Origin of the sequence: Kouleothrix sp., from assembly GCF_046328425.1 — a bacterium.
Taxonomy (GTDB): domain Bacteria; phylum Chloroflexota; class Chloroflexia; order Chloroflexales; family Roseiflexaceae; genus Kouleothrix.
The window spans coordinates 82550-101643 of sequence record NZ_JAXLWP010000005.1 but is presented as its reverse complement, the minus strand read 5'-3'; the positions used below and the strand labels follow the sequence as shown (position 1 = coordinate 101643).

Here is a 19094-nt window from a genome sequence, read left to right as displayed (position 1 = left end):
ACTGCCAATGAGCAAGCATATCGCTCCAGAGGCCTGGCGAGCCGATCTGCGCCACCTCGCGGCCGAGCTGCCGAAGCGCCACGCCAACCTGTTCCACACGCTCACGCCCGAGCGCTTCGCGGCCGCCGTCGCCGCGCTCGACGAGCGCATACCAGGGCTCGCGCCGCACGCCGTGATCGTCGAGATTGCCCGGCTGGCCGCGCAGATTGGCGACGGGCACACCTACCTCGACATGGGCGACCCTGGCGAGTCGAAGGTCGGGTTTGGGCGCTACCCATTGCGACTGTACCTGTTCAGCGATGGGCTGTTCGTGCAGGCGGCCGGGCACGAGCACGCCGGCGCCGTGGGCGCGCGCGTTGTGGCGCTCGGCGGGGTGCCGGCGGCGCGGGCCTACGCCCTGGCGCGCGAGCTGGTGTCGCGCGACAACGAGGCGTGGGTCGCGCACGTGGCGCCAAAGCTGCTGACGGTGCCCGAGGTGCTGCACGCGCTCGGCATCGCCGAGCAGCGCGACCACGCCACGCTCACGGTTGAGCGCGATGGCCAGCGCAGCACGATCGAGCTGCGCCCGGCCGGCGGCGAGATCGACTGGATCGACGCGGCCGCGGGCGGCCCGGCGCCGCTGTGGCTGCGCGACCGCGAGCGTAGCTTCTGGTTCGAGCACCTGCCGGATCGGCGCGCGCTGTATGTGCAGTACAACCGCGTGCGCGACACGCCCGGCGAGACGGTCGGGGCGTTCTTCGAGCGCGTGTTCGCCTTCGCCGACGCGCACCCGGTCAGCCGGTTCGTGCTCGACCTGCGCCACAACGGCGGCGGCAACGGCTACCTGAACCAGCCGATCATCCACGGGCTGATCCGGCGCGACCAGATCAACCAGCCTGGTCGGCTGTTCACGATCGTCGGGCGCGCGACCTTCTCGGCGGCGATGATGCTGACGGTCGACCTCGAGCGCCACACGCGTACGCTGTTTGTAGGCGAGGCCACTGGCGCGCGGCCAAACATGTACGGCGACAACGTGCCGATCGTGCTGCCGAACAGCGGCCTGGTGGTGCACGCCTCGTCGCTGCACTGGGTGTACTCCGAGCCGCGCGACGCGCGGCCCTGGCTGGTGCCCGACATCGCGGCCACGCTGTCGTCGGCCGGCTACCGCGCGCGGCGCGACCCGGCGCTGGAGGCCATCCTGGCCCGCGAGCCGCAGGCCGGCGACGCCGATCTGGTGGCGTTCCCCGACCGGCTGTTCCGCGAGATCGACCCGTTCTTGGGCGAGGGCGACCCGGCGCGCCTGCGGCGCTACGAGCCTCAGCCGGCGCTGGTATAGATACGGCTATTGAGCCTGCGGCAGCATGTTTCGCACCCCGCGCGGAAAAACCGCACTGCCGAAGGCTAAAGGCGCCAGCTGCGCAAGTCCTAAAAGGAGCATTCATATGCAGGGGGCACTCTCGCGGCGCACGATCGGCTCCGAGCTACGCGCGATCGCCATGATCGGCCGCAAGGAGTGGACGATCTTCCGGCGCTACCCAAGCTGGATCATCTCGATGTTCGTCTGGCCGGTGCTGCTGCCGTTCGGCTATATCTTCAGCGCCAGGGCGCTGGGCGGGCCTGGCGGCGAGGCGCTGGCAACGTTCGAGCGGCTAGCCGGCACCAGCGATTATGTCGCCTTCATTGTGGTGGGCACAGTGCTGTGGATGTGGCTGAACATGACGCTGTGGGATGTCGGGCTGTACCTGCGCAGCGAGCAAATGCACGGCACGCTCGAGTCGAACTGGCTGTGCCCGACATGGCGCGTGTCGCTGATGCTGGGCGGCGCGCTGGCCAAGCTGCTGGTTTCGGTGGTGTTCCTGGGGGTGTCGCTGCTGGAATTCCGGCTGGCGTTCGACGTACACGTGCTGGGCGGCAACCTTGGCCTGGCGCTGCTGGCGCTGCTGCTGACGATCCCAACGATCCACGGCATTGGCGTGGCGTTCGCCAGCCTGGTGCTGCGCTTCAAAGAGGCCAACGCCATGGTGTTCCTGGTGCGCGGCCTGTTCATGATCTTCTGCGGCATCACCTTTCCGCTGGCGGTGCTGCCCGGCTGGATGCAAAGCGTCGCCGCAGCCCTGCCGCTGACCTACAGCATTCGCGCGCTGCGCGGCGCGATGCTCACCGGCGCCACCTTCGAGCAGCTGCGCGGCGACCTGCTGGCGCTGGCGCTGTTCGCCATAGCTAGCCCGCTCGCGGGCTACGCCCTGTTTGCGGTGGTCGAGCGCGGCGCGCGCCGCCGTGGCGACCTCGGGCAGTACTAGCATATGAGGCCACCTATGCCACCTACAAGCCTTGCTGAAATCAGCTGGCGCTCGTACCTGCGCGCGGCGCTGGCGATCGCCCGCAAAGACTGGATCGTGTTCTTTCGCTACCCCATGAACGCGCTGTTCCGGGTGATCGAGCCGCTAGCCTGGCTCACGCCGGTGTACTTCCTCGGCAAGAGCTTCGCCGGGCCGGCCGGCAACACCGGCTTCGCGGCCTACACCGGCACCGCCGACTATATGTCGTTTATTCTGATCGGCGCGGTGCTGGCGAACTACATCAGCGCGGTGTTCTGGGGCATGGGCTACGCGCTGAAAACCGAGATGGACTCGGGCGTGCTCGAGAGCAACTGGCTGGCGCCGATCCCGCGCGCGCTGCTGCTGGTGGGGCAGACGCTCGCCAGCCTGACGATCACCACGCTGAACAGCGCCGGGATGCTGTTTCTGGCCTGGCTGGTGTTTGGCTTCCGCGCCTCGGGCAGCCTGCTGGCGGCCGCGCTGACGCTCGCGCCCATGCTGGTGGCGCTGTACGGCTTCGGCTTCGCCTTCGCCGCGCTGGTGCTGCTGCTGCGCGACGCCAACACGCTGGTGGACGTGTCGAACTTCGTGGTCTCGACGCTCTCGGGCAGCCAGTTCCCGGTGCAGGTGCTGCCGCGGCTGCTGCTGCCGCTGGCGCTGGCGCTGCCGCTGACCTACGGCTTCGACGCGGTGCGCGCGCTGCTGCTGGGCGCGACGCCGCTGCTGGGCGTGGGCTACGAGATCGCCATCCTGCTGGCGTTTATGGCGGTCATGGCGCCGCTGGGCTACATGGTGTTCCTGCGCGTCGAGCGGCGCGTGCGGACGCTCGGGACACTTGGGCAGCATTAATAGACTGTATCGGAAATAGGGAAACCCGGACGGCCCGGGCAGCCTCGCGCCGCCGGCGCATAGCTTGTAGAGGATGACAGACTCATGTTCGCAACACTGCGACAGCGAAACTTTGGGCTGCTCTGGACGGCCGGGCTGATCTCGCTCGCCGGCGACTGGATACTGATGATAGCCCTGCCGATCTACGTGCTCCAGCTGACCGGCTCAACATTGGCGACCAGCACGCTGCTGATGGCCGGCATGCTGCCCGATCTGCTCTTTGGCTCGATCGCCGGCGTGTTCGTCGACCGCTGGGACCGCAAGCGCACCATGGTGATCAGCAACTTGCTGCTGGCCGCCGGGCTAGTGCCGCTGCTGCTGGTGCGCTCGGCCGACCAGCTGTGGGTGCTGTATGTGGTCATGTTCTTCGAGTCGACGATCGCGCAGTTCTTCGGCCCGGCCGAAAACGCGCTGCTGCCGCTGCTCGTCGACGAGCAGCACCTGGTGGCGGCCAACTCACTCAACGCGCTGAATAACAACCTGGCGCGCTTGCTCGGCCCGGCGATCGGCGGCCTGGCGGCCGGCCTGGTGGGGCTGGCGGGCGTTGCAGTGCTCGACGCGGCGACCTTCCTGATCTCCGCCGCGATGATCGGCCTGATCGCCGGCTCGTACCGCGCGAGCCCGGCGCCCGGCACCACGCCTGAACACTTTGGTAGCGCCTGGGCCAAGGTGGCCCGCGAGTGGCTGGCGGGCCTGAGGCTGATCCGTGCCGACCGGGTGATCAGCATCATGTTCGGCCTGGTTGCAATTGTCTCGCTCGGCGAAGGCGTTTTCGCGGTGCTGTTCGTGGTATTTGTGAACAGGGTGTTGGGCGGCGGCGCGACCGAGATCGGCTGGCTGATGTCGGCGCAGGCGGTTGGCGGCCTGCTGGGTGGGGTGCTGGTTGGCTGGATCGGCCACCGCGTCGCGCCAGCCAGATTGCTGGGCATCGGCGGGGTGCTATTCGGGCTGATCGATCTGGCGATCTTCAACTACCCGGCTTTCTTGCCAGGGTTCCTGCCCGCAGTCGCGCTGTTTGTCGCGGTCGGCATCCCTGGCGTGGTGTTCTCGGCGGGGCGCAGCACGCTGCTGCAGAGCGCGGTAGCCGATGCGTACCGCGGCCGGGTGTTTGGCACCTACGCAATGGCCGGGGCGCTGATGGCGCTGCTTGGCACGACGCTGGCCGGCACGTTTGGCGACAAAGCGGGCGTGGTGACGGTGCTGAATATTCAGGGCTGCGTCTATGTTCTGGCCGGCATCATCGTTCCCGGCCTGCTCGGTGGCGCACGCCGCGCCAATGTGCTGAAGCTACCAGTGCGCAGCTAGATCGCATAGCGCGCACATGCTACCCATTCGGACTGCAGATGATCTCGCGGCTTGGCTGCGATCTGCACTATGCAATGCAAAAGGAGACCACCAATGTACCCACTCATCACGACGTGCCCGGTGTGCGGCGAGACACTGCACGCGGTTCGGCTGGCGTGCGACACCTGCCACACCGGCATCGACGGCCATTTCACGCTTGGCTGGCTCGGCCGACTGAGCCGCGAGCAGCTCGACTTCGTTGAGCTCATGGTGAAAAACCGCGGCAACATCAACGGCGTAGCCGGCGACCTGAAGATCGCCTACAACACCGCGCGCAACCGGCTCGACGACATCGTGGCCGCGCTGGGCTACGCCGCGCCACCGCCCGAGCCCAACGGCCAGCCCGACCGCCGCGCCGTGCTCGATCGGCTAGCCGCCAAGGAGATCTCGGTCGAAGAGGCCATGAAGCTGCTGCGCGCGTGAGCGCCAAGAACCGAGCATCGCAGGAAGCACGAGCCATCATGGCTCCTGGCTGCTCGGCTCGGGGGAGGCAAGTATGTCGATCTCGGAAGAACGGCTACGCATTTTAAAAATGATCGAGGGCGGCCAGGTGAGCGCCGAAGAAGGCGCGCAGCTGATCGACGCGCTCGGCGAGCCGCGCGAGCGCAGCCGCCCCACGCCGCCGCGCACCCTGCGCGTGCGCGTCAGCGACCTGGCCACGCGCCGCCCGACGATCAATGTCACCATCCCGGTGAGCCTGGTGGCGGTGGGACTGAAGCTAGGCGCGCGCCTGGCGCCCTACGCTGCCGGCACCAACACCGGCGATATTCTACGCGCGATCGAAACCGGCGCAACCGGGCGGGTGTTCGAGATGCAGGATCTCGACGCAAACGAGCAGATCGAGATTTTTGTCGAATAGAACTGGGCGATCGGCCCAAATAGTGATAGGGAGGCAAAACATGCCAATGCAATCTTTTCCGGTAGGCGATGCGCCACGCATCCTGATCGGCGACTGCCGTGGCGATCTGCGGGTCGAGCTGTGGGACGAGCGCGCCGTCGCGATCGAGAGCGACAGCTGGTTCGGCAATGTAAGCCAGACCGACGAGGCAGTGGTGATCGAGCGCGCCAACGGCGACCTGACGCTGCGCCTGCCGCACGACGCCGACCTTGCGGCCGAGCGCGTGGCCGGCGACCTGGATGCCCGCGGCCTGCGCGCGCTCTCGGCAACATACGTCGGCGGCGACGCCGAGATCGACGAGATTGAGGGCGATGTACAGCTTGGCCGGGTTGGCGGCGACCTGACCGTGCGCGATACGGCTACGCTGCGCGTGGCCGAGCGCGTGGGCGGCGACGCCGAGATCGGCGATGTGGCCCAGCTCGAGATCGAGCAGGTCGACGGCGACGCCGCGCTCGACGGCGCGCGCAGCGCCACGCTGGGCAACATCGGCGGCGACCTGTCGGCGAGCGGCGGCGAAGCGCTGCGCTACCGCAATGTCGGCGGCGACCTGTCGGTAGACGGCGCGGGCCAAACCGTGGTGGCCGGCGAGCAGGTCGGCGGCGACTGCGCGATCCACGCCGCCGCCAGCGTGCAGATCGGCAGCGTCGGCGGCGACTGCGCGATCCACGATGTCGGCGGCGAGCTGCGCCTGGGTAGCGTCGGCGGCGACTGCGCAATCCACGATGTGGCCGGCAGCATCCGGCTCGGCAGCGTCGGCGGCGACGCGTCGATCGAGGCCGAGCGCAGCGACGTGCGGCTGGGCAATGTCGGCGGCGACCTGAGCCTCGACTCGGCGTTCCCAGCCGGCAGCGTCACCAGCGTCAACGTCGGCGGCGATGCGTCGATCGCACTGCCGCGCGACGCCAACCTGACGCTGCGCGCGACGGTCGGCGGCGATATCAGCGGCGAGCGGATTGTGTCGAGCGGCGCGGGGATGTTCACGGCGGTGTACGGCGAGGGCGCGGCCCAGCTCGACCTGATGGTCGGCGGCGATCTGGCGCTTCACGGCGGCGGCGCGCCGCGCAGCTCGAGCGCCAGCTGGGATTGGGGCCGCTTTGGCGAAGACATGGGCCGCATGGGCGAGGAGATCGGCCGCGAGTTCAGCAACCTGGGCAACGAGCTGGGGCGCGAGCTATCGGCCGCGTTTGGCCCCGGCGGCGAGTATTCCGGCGAGCGCTGGCAGCGCAAGCTGCAGCGCCAGATCCAGGAGCAGGTGCGCCGCGCCGAGCACCAGGCCCAGCGCGCACAGCACGCCGCCGAGGCCAGCCAGCGCCGCGCCGAGCACACCGGGCGCGTGCACGTGCGGATCAACGACCGCGAGTGGCGCTTCGACGCCGAGCGCCTCGAGCGCCTGAAGCAGCAGGCACGAGAGGCCGCGCGCGAGGGCATTAGCGGCGCAATGGCGGCGGTCGACCGGGCGCTGGCCGGGCTGGGCGTGCCGCCAACACCAGCCGCGCCGCCCGCCCCGCCAAGCGCGCCCCCGCCGCCCGCCCCGCCAAGCGCGCCCGCCACTGGGCAGACCATCCGCATCGACAGCGTGCCGGCCGGCGCCGAGGCGCCCGAGCAGGCTGCGGCCGAGCCACGCGATATCGAGACCGAGCGCGCCGCGATTCTGCAGATGGTGGCCGAGGGCCGGATCTCGCCCGAGGAAGGCGACATGCTCCTCGACGCGCTGGGCTAGCTCATACCACTCCATGTGTACGGTTTTTCCGCGCTCCGCGTGGAAAAACCGTACACATAAAGCAACTCCCGGCGGGGAGGGCGGCTAGTTCTGCGGCTCAATGCCGGCAATATACCAGCTGCCGCCGTCCTTCGTCAGCGTCACCAGGTGCCTGAATGGCTCGAACGTGTCGTCGGAAAACTGGTAGTTGGTCTTACCACGCTTCATCTCGTCGGGGCGGATCTTGCCGCTCACAAGCACGTGCGCAGTTGTGCCGTCGTTATCTTGCGGCGTGATCTGGTCGATCTTAAACACCAGCTGGTCGGGCGCCAGCATGCCATCGCTCTCGAACTCATTCGCGAAATCCTTGCGATCGAGCGAGCCGAACGCTGCCTCGACATCCGGCCCGCCGGCGCGCTCGGCGTGTGCTAGGTAGCTTTCGCTGCTGCTCACGAACTGCGCGAAATCCTGGTAGCGCGCGTCGTCGTAGAACCAGCTGACGGTCTGCCGCGCATCGCCGCGCGCCTGGTAGCGCAGCAGGCTGCTGACGCCCCAGCCCAGCGCCATCACCAGCAGCACAACCGCGGCGATCACCAGCCGAAAGCCCAAAGCGCGAATAAAGCGCATAGCAGTGCCTCCTTAGCATCGTGGCATGGTCACCCAGGCTCGGTATCAAAACCTGGTGATCATATACCGCTGCGCGCCCCCACCCGTGATGCGCGCCAGGCGGCGGCGCACGTTCAGATTTGTTTAACCGCAGCACTTCGACTATACTAGGCCGCGCTAGGCGGGCGGCCTAGCACGATCGGCCACTGGAGCTTTTAAAGGATCGTACCGCCGTATGCCATCTCGCTTGTGCGCCGCGCCCGCAATGCTCGCATTGCTCTTGCTTCTCAGCGCCTGTGCCGGGCCGGCCGCTCAGGCCACTTCTTCACAGGCCACCCCGGCGGCGAGTAGCGCGCCGACCCCGGCCCCGACCAGCACACCAACCCCGGTTCCACCGTCGCCCACCGCCGTACCCGCGCTGCCGGCCAATGTTGCCATCGCCGGCATCGACGTGGGCGGCCTGGCTGTGCCCGATGCGCGCAGCAAGCTCGCGCGCGCGCTGGCGCCGCTGCTGGCGCCGCTCAAGCTCACTGCCGGCGGCGCGAGCGCCACGCTCGAGCCAAGCGATATTGCGCTCGAGCTGGCGACCGACGCCATGATCGACGCGGCGCTGCACGCCACACCTGGCGCGCAGGTAGCGCTGGAGCTGAGCTACGACCAGGCCCAGCTGCGGGCGGCGCTGGCCAGCCTGAGCGCCCAGCTAGGCGGCGCGCCCGAGGTCAGCGTAATCACCAGCACGCAGGCGATCTCGCGCAGCTTCGCGCTGCGCGGCGGCCAGGCGATCGACATCGACGCGGCAGTGCAGCAGATCGACGCGGCGCTGCGCGCGCCCGACGCGCCGCGCACCCTGACGCTGGCCACAAGCGCTGCGGCGCGCCCAACGCCCGAGCAGCTGCAGGCGCAGATCGAGCAGATCGCCAAGAGCTGGAAAGACGTAGCCGGCGTGGTGGTGTACGACCTAGCCAGCGGCGAGGAGATCGCCAGCCTGAATAAAAACACAGTCTTCTCGGCCGCCAGCACGATCAAAACCGCGATCATGCTCAACGCCTATGCCAGCCGCGACAGCTTCACGGCCAAGCAGGAAGATGCGCTGAAGAAGATGATCGTCAACAGCGACAACCTTGCCGCCAACACGGTGCTGGCCGCATCGGTGAACGGCAGCGGCACCGACGACGCGCTCAAAGGCGCCGAGAAGATGAGCGCAATGCTGAAAGACCTCGGGCTGACGCACACCTACCTGTATGTGCCATTTGAGGCCACCGACTACCTGGCGCAGAAAAAGGTGAAGTACAAGCTCGGCCCGAAGACCGACGGCGCTGCGCCCTTCACCGACTCGGGCCGCGCGCTGCGCACCAGCCCGGCCGAGATGGCCCAGCTGTACCTGCTCATCGACCAGTGCAGCAAAGGCCAGGGCCGGCTGATCGAGAAGCTACCCAAGCTCAACGCCAAGCGCTGCGGCGACATGCTCGACCGCCTGTTCGCCAACGCCGATGCGAGCCGTATGCGCTCGGGGCTGCCCAGATCCGCGCGCGTCGAGCACAAGAGCGGCTGGATCGACGACATGCAGGCCGACGCCGGGATCGTGCGCTCGCCCGGCGGCGACTTTGTGCTGGCGGTGTACCTCTACCGCGTCACCAAAGCCGGCGTCCAGCAGCCCGATACCCTGTTCGCGCCGTACCTTGGCGCATTTGCGCGGCTGGTGTATAGTTACTACAACCCGCTTGTTGCACGTACGTAGAATCAAGGCGCCGGCAGCTAGATGCCATTCTGATGTGGATCTCGTGGCTTCTGTCGCCTGCTTCTTCGGGAGGCTTCCATGCCCAACCTGCCTATTCGCCGCATGATCCTCTACAAGCACGGCGTCGGCTACTTCGAGCGGCGCGGCGCCGTCGGCGGCACCGAGCTGCGGCTGAGCTTCCCGCGCGCGGCCATGGACGACGTGCTGAAGAGCCTGATCGCGATCGACCTTGGCGCCGGCCAGGTGCACGGCGTCGATTTCGAAACGCCCGAGGACCGCGCCGCGCAGATTGCGCGCGGCTCGATCCACCTTTCCGACAATCGCAGCCTGCTCGACCTGCTGCGCGACCTGCGCGGCCGGCGCGTGCGCCTGCACCTCGGCGACGAGCGCACGGCCGCGCAGCCGGGCTTTGGGCTGGGCAGCCCGCGCCGGCCTGGCCCCGAGACGCCGCCCCCGGCCGAGCCGGCGCCGGCGCGCACGCAGGCCGAAGGGCTGGTGATCGGCGTCGACCTCGAAGATACCGAGCAGCTGCGCTTTCCGATCGTGTCGATCTACCAGCCCGACACGCGCCAGGTGCGCGCCTTCGCGCTGCGCGATATCCGCCGCGTCGAAGTGCTCGACGACCGCTCGGCCGAGGATCTGGCGTATTTCCTGCGCGCGGCCCAGAGCGAGGAAGATCGGCGCGCGGCGACACTGCGGCTCTCGGAGGGCGAGCACGACCTGCTGGTGGGCTATATCGCGCCCGCGCCGGCCTGGCGGGTGAGCTACCGCATCCTGTTTGAGGACGAAGGACGAATAACGGATGACGAACGACCGGCAGATGGCGACGAGCAGCCTGTATCCTTGGTCGTTCGTCATCCATCGATACTATTGCAAGGCTGGGGCCTGTTCGACAACCAGCTCGACGAAGACCTCGCGGATGTCGCGCTGACGCTGGTGGCCGGCATGCCGGTGTCGTTTCGCTACCGGCTGTACGAGCCGCACACACCCGAGCGCCCGCTCGTGGCCGATGAAGAGCGCACCGTGGCCGCGCCGGTGGAGTTTGCGGGCATGGCCGCGCCTGCGCCGTTAGCCATGGCGGCACCCCAGGCCATGAAGCGCGCCCGGCCGGCCATGCTCGCGTCCGAGGCGCCCACCGCCGAGCGGTTCTCGATGGACATGCTCGAGGCATCGACGGCGGCGGCTAGCAGCGGCGAAGAGCGCGGCGCGCTGTTCCAGTACCACGTGGCCCACCCGGTGAGCGTGGCGCGCGGCCAATCGGCCATGGTGCCGATCGTCGGGCAGCGCCTGAAGGCCGGCAAAGAGCTGCTGTACAACGGCCAGAAGCTGCCGAAGCACCCGGTGGCCAGCCTGCGCCTGCGCAACGATACCGGGCTGACGCTCGAGCGCGGGCCGGTGACGGTGCTCGAAGCCGGCGACTACGCCGGCGAGGCGGTGCTGCCGTTCACGCGCGCGGGCGGCGAGCTGATCGTGCCGTACGCCGTCGAGCTGGGCATCAGCATCACCGAGGAGGCCAGCGTTGAGCGGCACACCAGCGGCCTGCGCGTGCGCGACGACTACCTGGTGGTGCAGGAGTGGGACATTCGCATCACACGCTACCGCATCCACAGCACGCTCGCCACGGCAGCTGTGGTCACGATCGAGCAGGCGCTGATCGCGAACTACGAAATAACCGAAACGCCCGCGCCGGCCGAGCAGGCGCAGGGCCAGGCGCGCTGGGCCGTGGCCTGCGCGCCCAACGCCGAGACAAGCTTCACGGTGCGGCAGCGCAGCGAGACCAGCCGCTGGGAGCAGCTGCGCAGCCTTTCGGCCAAGCAGCTGCGCGAGTACCTGCAGGGGCGCTACCTCGACGACGCGACCTACCGCGAGCTGGCGGGCGTGCTCGAGACCTACGGCCAGATCGACGGCCAGCGCCGCCGGATTGAAGAGATCGAGCGCGAGCGCAAGGCGGCGTACAAGCAGCAGCAGCAGATCCAGGGGAGCCTGGCGCCGCTCGGCCGCGAGGGCGACGAGGGAGCGCTGCGCACGCGCTATGTCGGCACGCTGGGCAGCATCGAAGACCGGCTGGCGGCGCTCGCCGATGAAGAGCAGCGCCTGAACGAAGGCATCGCTCAGCTCGAGCGCGAGGCCCAGGCGCGGCTGGCGGCGCTCAGCGCGCAGGCGTGACGCGCCTGGCTGGTGCTATAGCAACTCCGTTTGATCTCTTATATGATTTCTTCCAGAAAAGTGTGCATAGATGCTTGGAGGGGCTGCTGCCCCTCCAAACCTCCCCGCTATGCACCATGCTCTTCCCGAACCCCCACGATACAGCACGCGAGCAACCAGATTTGGGCGGCGCCGCCGCAGGCGCTAGACCTTCACGATCAGCTCGAACAAGTGCCGGCGATAGGTTGCGCTATCGACTTTATCCCACAGCCTGAGCAGCTCGGCCAGCAGCGCGGTGCGATCGGCGGCACGCTCGGCCAGGTACGCCTGGGCGCCGGGCTCGCCGGCCAGGCCCAGCGCGGCGACGTGCGCGCGGGCGGTGACAATATCCTGCAGCGAGCCAAGGCATTCCTGCAGCGCGATCAGCGGCTCGAGCACCTGCTCGACGCGCGGGCCGAGCGGCTCGGCGAAGAACTCGAGCGCGTAGCGGAAGCGCTTACCGGCAATCCGCGCCTGGTGCAGCGTCTCGTCGGAGGCGCCGTGCAGGGCACCCTCATACGCGCGCCACAGCTCGTAGCGCCGCCAGATCGCCGAGCCGGCGAAATCGCGCACGCGCTGGTTCACGCCGGGCTCGGGCGGCAGCACGCCGGCGCCGGGCGTACTGAGAAACTCGGCGAACTCGCGCTTGAACTTGCGGTAGCGCCGCGACTCGAGATCGGCCAGCAGGCGGCGCGCGCGTGCGCGCGCTCGGCGCGCACCGCCGCCAGCAGCGGGCCAAGTGTGGCGCTCTGCGCATCGAGATGCTCGAGAACACGTCGGCGTCGCGCACCACACCGAGCGACTGGGCGATCCGGCGCAGGCCCTTGCGGTAGCGGCGGATCAGGTCGGGCTCGTACACGCCTGCAAGCGTCTGAAGCGCGGCGCGCAGCCGCCGGGTAGCCACGCGCATCTGGTGCACGTCTTCCGGGTCCTCGTCTTTCAGCACCGCCTCTTCGCGCGCCAGCAGTTTATCGAAGAAGCGGCGCAGCGCGCGGCGCGACGACTCGGCCACCGGCTCGGCGCCAAGGTCGGCGTTGAGCGGCGAATGGCCGCCAGTATGCCGTCGCGCTCGGCCGCGAGCCAGAGCGGGCGCGGGCGCAGCCGGCGAGCGAGCATCGGCAGGGCTGGCGGTATCGGCCAGGCGCGCCACCAGCGGCCCGATCGCGTCGCGCCACAGCCCGGCGGCCTGCTCGGCCGCCGCAAGCGCCTGCGCGGGCGCCTCGCCGCCGGCCAGCAGCACGGTGGCATCGCCCTCGGCGGCCACGAACAGCGAGGCCGGCAGCCCGGCAAGCCTGCGCGCGAGGCGCACAATCGCCGCGAGCGCCAGCGCGCTGCGCTGACCTTTCTCGCCCAGCCACACCAGCACCGACTCGCGGTTGGGGCGGGGCTTTCGCGCTGCAGGGCCACAACCCCGGCGACGATCGCCTGCTGCTCGGCGTCGAGATGCGGCAGCCGCGCAGCCAGCACCATGTCGCGGCCCAGCCGCTCGCCGCGCGCATCGGCGAGCTGCCCGGCCCGCTGGGCGGCCTCGGCGGCGAGCCACAGCAGCGTGCGCGCCCGCGCGCCAAGCTTGTGCGCCTCGGCAGTAGCGTCGAACAGCGCCAGCGCCAGTTCCGAGGCGGCGGCGCGCGGCAGGGGATCAGCTCGCTCGCCAGGGTTTCGGTCATAGTCATAGTTCCCTTTCTCAAGGGCCTAGCTCGCCGCGCGGTCGAGGGCGCACCAGCGCGCGCCGCTCGAGTACACCTCGAGCCGATGCACCCAGCAGCTCGCCGAGCGCCTGGCCCAGTCGGTTCGAGGGCAGGCCGGCCATAGGGCGTTCGCGGGCCGGGTTAGCGTGGTTTGCGCGCAGCCCGCCGCCCGCCGGGCTATCCACCGTGCTGCGCGCGTTGGCCTCGTCGAGCAGCGCCAGGCCGCGCGCCAGCTTGCTGCGGTTCTCGGGCGCCAGCGGAAAGCGCGCGCGCAGCAGCCCCACCAGCTCGTCGAGGTCGGCGCGCGTTCCATCGCGCAGCAGCTCGGCCTCAAGCTCGCGGAAATGCTGCGCCAGGCCGCCCGCGCTGATATCGCCCTCGTCGAGGCTCAGCTCGGCCACGCGCGCGCCGCCGCGCTCGGCGTAGACGTGGTGGCGCAGCGTGCGCATCGACAGCTCGGGCGCCACCGGGGCGCCGCCCAGCAGCGCCAGCACGCGATCGCGCAGCTCGCCCGCCGGCCAATCGGCCGGGTCGTCGCTCGGGCCGATCTCGGCCTCCCACTCGTCGCGCTCGTACATGCCATCGCGCACGGTAGCGGCGCCCTTCAGCGTCGCGATGCGGCGCTGGCCGATCAGGCGCACGCGCAGGCCATAGCGCGTCGGCGCAGCCGCCGGTCGGCGGTATCGAAATACACATTCAGCTGATCCTCGACCTCGGGCGCGGGCACGAGGCGAAACGGCCCGAGCGCGCCGAGCGCCAGCAGCGCCGGAAACACGCCGCCGTCGTCGACCCGAAATTTCGCTTCGATTTCCATAGCCAACCTATACGCGCGAAGTATTATGCGGAGATGAAGAGCAGGTGGGATCAGGCGTGCCATTTTGGCAGCCAGGTAGCCCTGGCAGCCATGCCGGCAAGATCGTTGCCAGCGCATGGCTTCGGCACCAGTATACCCTGCAGATCTGCGCGATGCATCCCGCGCGCGGCCCCAAAATAATGGTATACTCAACCGCTCAGAGATTGGGGACGCGATGATCACACAGCCAAGAGCATCCAAATGGCCTGGCCTGGCCAGCACGGCGGTGCTGGCGCTGCTCTGCGCATTCGGCGCGGCGGCGTTTCTCTACCCATTCTTTCTCGCGGGCCGGGCGCTCAACGAGCAGAGCGCGCACGCCGCCGACGCGCCGCTGATTCCTTCGCGGTGTTCGGGCCGGCGCTACTGGCGCTGCTGGTGGCCGACCTAGCGGCCGGGCGGCTGAACGCCAAGACCGTGGCGGTGCTCGGGATGCTCACGGCGATCAACGCGGTGCTGCGGCTGCCGGCCGGCCCCGGCGATGCGCCGACGTTTTTCTTTCTGGTGATCCTGGCCGGCTACGCGTATGGCGCGCGCTTCGGCTTTCTGCTGGGCGCTCTGTCGCTGCTGGTGTCGGCGCTGCTCACCGGCGGCGTAGGGCCGTGGATGCCATTCCAGATGTTTGTGATGGGCTGGATGGGGCTGGGCGCCGGCGCGCTGCGGCCGCTGGCGCGCCGGCTCGCACCGGGCGGGCGCGCCGAGCTGCTGCTGCTGTGCGCGTATGGCTACGCCTGGGGCCTGCTGTTCGGCGCGCTGATGAACCTGTGGTCGTGGCCGCTGATCGGCGCCGGCGCGCTGTACTGGCAGCCCGGCCTGGGCCTGGCGCGACGCTGCAGCGCTACTGGGCGTTCTACGCCACCACCTCGCTGGCCTGGGACTTTGCTGCGCGCGCTGACGAACGTGCTGCTGATTGGCGCGCTCGGCCGCCCGGTGCTCAAAGAGCTGCGGCGCTTCCAGCGGCGCTTCCATGTCGATTTTTATGCGTAGGCGCAGAGCAAGGCGCGTGCGAAGTCTTTCGACCCGTCCCCCGAGCCGATGGGAAAACAACGAAGGTAGGCGGTCGCGGCCGCGACCGCACCACACAGCCAAAAATAACCCCCCCTCTCTCCCGAGCGCAGGAGAGAGGGGGTAGGGGAAGTGAGTGCCGGCGTTGCACAAGCCTTGAGCAGCAGAGCCGGCGAATTCTCAAGACACGGTTTTCGTGTTAAGATGAGCTGGTTTCGCTTTCTTCTCGGTTGAGGTGCGCTCCGCTTGCGTTCGCTCGGTGGCTGTCCGCCAGTGCAGCCCGCCCGCGTATGCCTGCGTCCGCATTGAAGCAAGGCCGTGCTGGCCACAGGTGCTGCGCATGAATCAAACCATCATCCGCCGGCTGCTCGCCCCGCTGGTGCTGCTGGCAGCCCTCGCCGCTGCGCTGCCGGCCGGCGCGGCGCCCCCGCGCGCCACCAATGCTGCGGCAGCGCGCGCCGCCGCGCTCAGCGCGCTGCGGGCACGCACAGGCGGCGCGCTCAGCATTCACTGGAACGCCGCCACCGGCGCGGCCGATTTCCTGGCCGGCAGCGGCCCACAGGCGCGCCTGAGCGACGCAGCCACGCCCGGCAGCGGCAGCCCCGAGGCGATCGCGCGCAGCTTCCTGGCCAGCTATGGCGCGCTGTTCGGCGTGGCCAACCCGGCCGAAGAGCTGGCGCTGACGCGCATCGAGCCCGACTTGCAGCTGGGCTACAGCCACGTGCGGCTGGGGCAGGTGTACCGCGGCCTGCCGGTGTTCGGCCGGCAGCTGATCGTGCACCTCGACGCCGAGCAGCGCGTGGTAGCGGTGAATGGCCAGTTCCTGCCGGCGATCGACATCCCCAGCGAGCCGCATGTCGGCGCCGCGCAGGCCGAGCAGGCCGCCGTGGCCGGCATCGGCGACGAGCTTGAGCCCGCCGAGCGCGCCAGCGTACAGGCCAGCGTGCTGCACGAGAAAACCCGGCTGACGATCTACGCCGACCAGGGCAACCAGCCGCGCCTGGCCTGGAGCGTGATGGTCAGAACCGCGACGCCGCTCGGCCAGTGGCAGGTGTTCGTCAACGCCAACCGGCCCAAGGTCATTCACGCCTTCGACAGCCTGGCCGACGCCAAGCGCCGCGTGACGTACTCGGCCGACAATACCACCGAGCTGCCCGGCCGCCAGCTGATCGACGAGGGCGAGCGCTCGCGCGACCCGGTGGCGCAGGCCGCGCACGACGGCGCCGGCACGGTGTACGACTACTACTTCAAAACCTTTAAGCGCGACAGCATCGACGGCCGCGGCAGCCCGATCATCTCGACGGTGCACTTCGGCAGCGACCCTTCCGACGCCGAGAATGCCGCCTGGATCGGCGAGGCCCAGCAGATGGTCTACGGCGACGGCGGGCGCATCTTCAAGCCACTGGCCTACGGCCTCGACGTGATCGGCCACGAGCTGACCCACGGCGTGACCGACAACACCGCGCAGCTGGTGTACGAGGGCCAGTCGGGCGCGCTGAATGAGTCGTACTCCGATGTGTTCGGCGCGCTGATCGACCGCTCGAACTGGACGATCGGCGAGGCGGTGGTCAAGTCGCCGCCGTTCCCTGCGCCGTTCATGCGCAGCCTTGAGGACCCGAATATGAACGGCCTGTACGACCCGCGCAACCCGCTGCGCGGCGTCGGCCAGCCGGCCAGCATCGACGAATACGCCAACCTGCCGCTGAGCCGGCGCTCGGACAACGGCGGCGTGCATATCAACAGCGGCATCCCCAACCACGTGGCCTTCCTGGTGGCCCAGGCGCTCAGCAAAGAGAAGATGGAGCAGATCTACTACCGCACGCTCACGCAGTACCTCTCGCCCGAATCCGACTTCGCCGCCGCCGCCAGCGCCAGCGTACGCGCCGCGCAGGATCTGTACGGCCAGGCCGAGGTCGGCGCGGTGCAGCAGGCGTGGGCCCAGGTGGGCCTGAACGTCGGCGGCGCCGATAACGTGCCAACGCCCGCGCCCGAGCAGCCCGCGCCTTCGACCAACGCGCCGCCGCCGCCCAGCCAGCAGCTGCCGGCCGGCTGCAGCGAGGCGATCGTCAACGGCACGTTTGAGCAGAATGGCGGCTGGACCGAAGAGGCCCAGGGCGCGTCGATCATCGACCCCGAGCTGCCGCACACCGGCAAGCGCAGCGCCTGGCTCGGCGGAACCGACCAGGAGGCGGTGCAGTACATCTACCAGGACGTGCGGCTGCCCGCCAATGCCACCAGCGTGCAGCTCAGCTACTTCCGGCTGATCCACCGCGAGGTGTCGGGCGTGCTCGGGCTGTTCGCCGAAGACGCGAAGTTCAGCGTGCTGCTGGCCAATACCGACGGCGACGCGATCGCCACGATCGAGGAGCTGGCCTCGAAGGGCGGCGACGACACCTGGCGCCAGGCGAAAGCCGACCTGAAGAAGTACGCCGGCAAGACGGTGCGGCTGGTCTACTCGGCCGAAAACCCGCGCGGCAACATCAGCAGCTTCTTTATCGACGACGTGTCGCTGGCGGTGTGCACCGGCGGCAATAGCCCCGCGCCGGCGCCTGCGCCCGCGCCCGCGCAGAGCGGCGTGGTGCTGCAGGGCACGATCACCAACGTCGACACTGGCCGCGGCATCGACGGCGCGCAGGTGTTCATTATGAAGCCGGGCGTCAGCGCCAGCAACGCCGCGGCCGACGACACGCTCACGCGCAACGAGGTGCTGACCAGCGGCGTAAGCGATAGCAGCGGCCTGTACCAGACCGACGACGCAGTGCCGGTGAACCAGACATACAGCGTAATTGTGATCGCGTCGGGCTACCGGCCGGTGATCGCCGACGACGGCGTCGAGGTGCCGGCCAACGCCACCAGCCCGTTTGTCGTTGATGCGACATTGCGGCGTGGGCGCTAGCAGCTTCGCGGCTGCGCAGCCTGCGAATGTGCGCCTCGGCACAACCTGCCATTGATACGGAGTGATTGATGGACGAGCAAGTCAGGTGCTGTATCTGCGGCGATCCGGTGCAGCCGCCCTACAATATCCTCGGCCGGCGCGCCTACTGCGAGCGGCACTTCGCGCTGGTGAACAAGCCCAACGTTGGCTTCTGGCGCGCCGGGATGTTTCAGATCGTGCTGATGGGCTTGTTCAGCGCGATCGTGGCGCTGCTCGCCAGCAACCTCGGCCAGGTGAGCCACACCGCGCTGATCGCGATCGGCCTGTTTCTGGCGATCGTGCCGTCGGCGCTGTGGCTGGTGTTCTTCTACCGCCAGGACCGGCTCGAGCCCGAGCCGAAGACCATGATCGCGCAGGTGTTTCTGCTGGCGTTGGTGCTCACCGACGTGGTCGGCATCCGCGTCTTCAACGACTGGTTTGAGCTCGCGCGCTGGGCGCCGGCGGAGACGCTCACCTCGCTGCTGGCGGACACGCTGGTGGTGGGCTTCACCGTCGCCGCGATTGTGTACGTAGCGGTGCGGCTGGTGGTGTACACCACGCCCGAGTTCGACGAACGCATGGACGGGATTGTCTACGGCACGGTGGCCGGGCTGGGCGTGGCCACGCTGCTGAACCTGCACTATGTGATCGACAACAACGGCGTGGCGCTTGGCCCAGGCACCATCCACGTGGTGACGACCGCGCTGGCGCAGGCGTCGTTTGGCGGGCTGCTGGGCTACTTCATGGCCCAGGCGAAGTTCGAGCACCGCCCGGCATGGTGGGTGCCGCTGGGGCTGGCGGTCGCGGCCATTCTGAACGGCGTGTTCACCTGGCTGATGAGCGAGATCAGCGCGTCCGGCCTGACGGTGCAGCCCTGGCGCTCGCTGGCGCTGGGCGTGGCGCTGGCGCTGGCGGTGTTCGGCGTGCTGCTGGCGCTGATGCGGCGCGCGATGCAGGCCACCCTGGCGCAGGCGGCCGGGTAG

16 protein-coding genes and 1 pseudogene are annotated in these 19094 nt (G+C 69.0%); 13 read left to right on the top strand and 4 right to left on the bottom strand.

The genetic code is table 11. The features are described from left to right. The first annotated feature begins 7 nt into the window (after positions 1-7). The 7 genes from U0177_RS05135 (at position 8) to U0177_RS05105 (ending at position 7147) form a co-directional block, all read left to right on the top strand. Positions 8-1315 (top strand): hypothetical protein, encoded by a 1308-nt coding sequence (locus tag U0177_RS05135; protein WP_409569525.1) that lies wholly within the window; start codon positions 8-10, stop codon positions 1313-1315. Between the two features lie 106 nt (positions 1316-1421). Then, positions 1422-2279, top strand: a complete 858-nt coding sequence (locus U0177_RS05130) for an ABC transporter permease (RefSeq protein ID WP_409569524.1) — start codon at positions 1422-1424, stop codon at positions 2277-2279. A 15-nt stretch (positions 2280-2294) separates the two neighbouring features. After that, positions 2295-3146, top strand: a complete 852-nt coding sequence (locus U0177_RS05125) for an ABC transporter permease (protein WP_409569523.1) — start codon at positions 2295-2297, stop codon at positions 3144-3146. 84 nt (positions 3147-3230) lie between these two features. Next, positions 3231-4490: an MFS transporter gene (locus U0177_RS05120; RefSeq protein ID WP_409569522.1), complete on the top strand. Its 1260-nt coding sequence runs from the start codon at positions 3231-3233 to the stop codon at positions 4488-4490. 93 nt (positions 4491-4583) lie between these two features. Beyond that, on the top strand, positions 4584-4952 hold the full coding sequence (locus U0177_RS05115; protein ID WP_409569521.1) for a DUF2089 domain-containing protein: 369 nt from the start codon (positions 4584-4586) through the stop codon (positions 4950-4952). 73 nt (positions 4953-5025) lie between these two features. Beyond that, positions 5026-5388, top strand: a complete 363-nt coding sequence (locus U0177_RS05110; RefSeq protein WP_409569520.1) for an SHOCT-like domain-containing protein — start codon at positions 5026-5028, stop codon at positions 5386-5388. Positions 5389-5428: 40 nt separating this feature from the next. Then, a complete protein-coding gene (locus tag U0177_RS05105) occupies positions 5429-7147 on the top strand; it encodes an SHOCT-like domain-containing protein (RefSeq protein WP_409569519.1) in 1719 nt (572 codons plus the stop codon). Between the two features lie 84 nt (positions 7148-7231). Here the strand turns inward: U0177_RS05105 and U0177_RS05100 are convergent, their stop codons facing one another. Beyond that, a complete protein-coding gene (locus U0177_RS05100; protein WP_409569518.1) occupies positions 7232-7753 on the bottom strand; it encodes a hypothetical protein in 522 nt (173 codons plus the stop codon). 214 nt (positions 7754-7967) lie between these two features. Between U0177_RS05100 and U0177_RS05095 the strand changes: the two genes are divergently transcribed. Continuing rightward, positions 7968-9470: a serine hydrolase gene (locus tag U0177_RS05095; RefSeq protein ID WP_409569517.1), complete on the top strand. Its 1503-nt coding sequence runs from the start codon at positions 7968-7970 to the stop codon at positions 9468-9470. 78 nt (positions 9471-9548) lie between these two features. Further along, on the top strand, positions 9549-11636 hold the full coding sequence (locus U0177_RS05090) for a hypothetical protein (RefSeq protein WP_409569516.1): 2088 nt from the start codon (positions 9549-9551) through the stop codon (positions 11634-11636). Positions 11637-11819: 183 nt separating this feature from the next. Here U0177_RS05090 and U0177_RS05085 read toward each other — a convergent pair. The 3 genes and pseudogenes from U0177_RS05085 to U0177_RS05075 all read right to left on the bottom strand — a co-directional run bounded on the left by U0177_RS05085 (position 11820) and on the right by U0177_RS05075 (position 14156). Continuing rightward, a pseudogene (locus U0177_RS05085) lies at positions 11820-12600 on the bottom strand (CHAD domain-containing protein). 738 nt (positions 12601-13338) lie between these two features. Further along, entirely contained in the window at positions 13339-13983 is a 645-nt protein-coding gene (locus U0177_RS05080; protein ID WP_409569515.1) for a hypothetical protein, read from the bottom strand. Further along, the gene (locus tag U0177_RS05075) at positions 13974-14156 is read right to left on the bottom strand and encodes a hypothetical protein (protein WP_409569514.1); all 183 of its coding nucleotides are present in this window, start codon (positions 14154-14156) and stop codon (positions 13974-13976) included. Before U0177_RS05075 ends, U0177_RS05080 begins: the two co-directional genes overlap by 10 nt. A gap of 214 nt (positions 14157-14370) precedes the next feature. Here U0177_RS05075 and U0177_RS05070 point away from each other — a divergent pair, with 214 nt between their 5' ends. The 4 genes from U0177_RS05070 to U0177_RS05055 all read left to right on the top strand — a co-directional run bounded on the left by U0177_RS05070 (position 14371) and on the right by U0177_RS05055 (position 19094). Beyond that, the gene (locus tag U0177_RS05070; protein ID WP_409569513.1) at positions 14371-14583 is read left to right on the top strand and encodes a hypothetical protein; all 213 of its coding nucleotides are present in this window, start codon (positions 14371-14373) and stop codon (positions 14581-14583) included. Continuing rightward, a complete protein-coding gene (locus U0177_RS05065; protein WP_409569512.1) occupies positions 14571-15179 on the top strand; it encodes an ECF transporter S component in 609 nt (202 codons plus the stop codon). Before U0177_RS05070 ends, U0177_RS05065 begins: the two co-directional genes overlap by 13 nt. A 358-nt stretch (positions 15180-15537) precedes the next feature. Further along, the gene (locus U0177_RS05060; RefSeq protein ID WP_409569511.1) at positions 15538-18093 is read left to right on the top strand and encodes a M4 family metallopeptidase; all 2556 of its coding nucleotides are present in this window, start codon (positions 15538-15540) and stop codon (positions 18091-18093) included. A 68-nt stretch (positions 18094-18161) separates the two neighbouring features. Continuing rightward, a complete protein-coding gene (locus tag U0177_RS05055; RefSeq protein ID WP_409569510.1) occupies positions 18162-19094 on the top strand; it encodes a PrsW family intramembrane metalloprotease in 933 nt (310 codons plus the stop codon).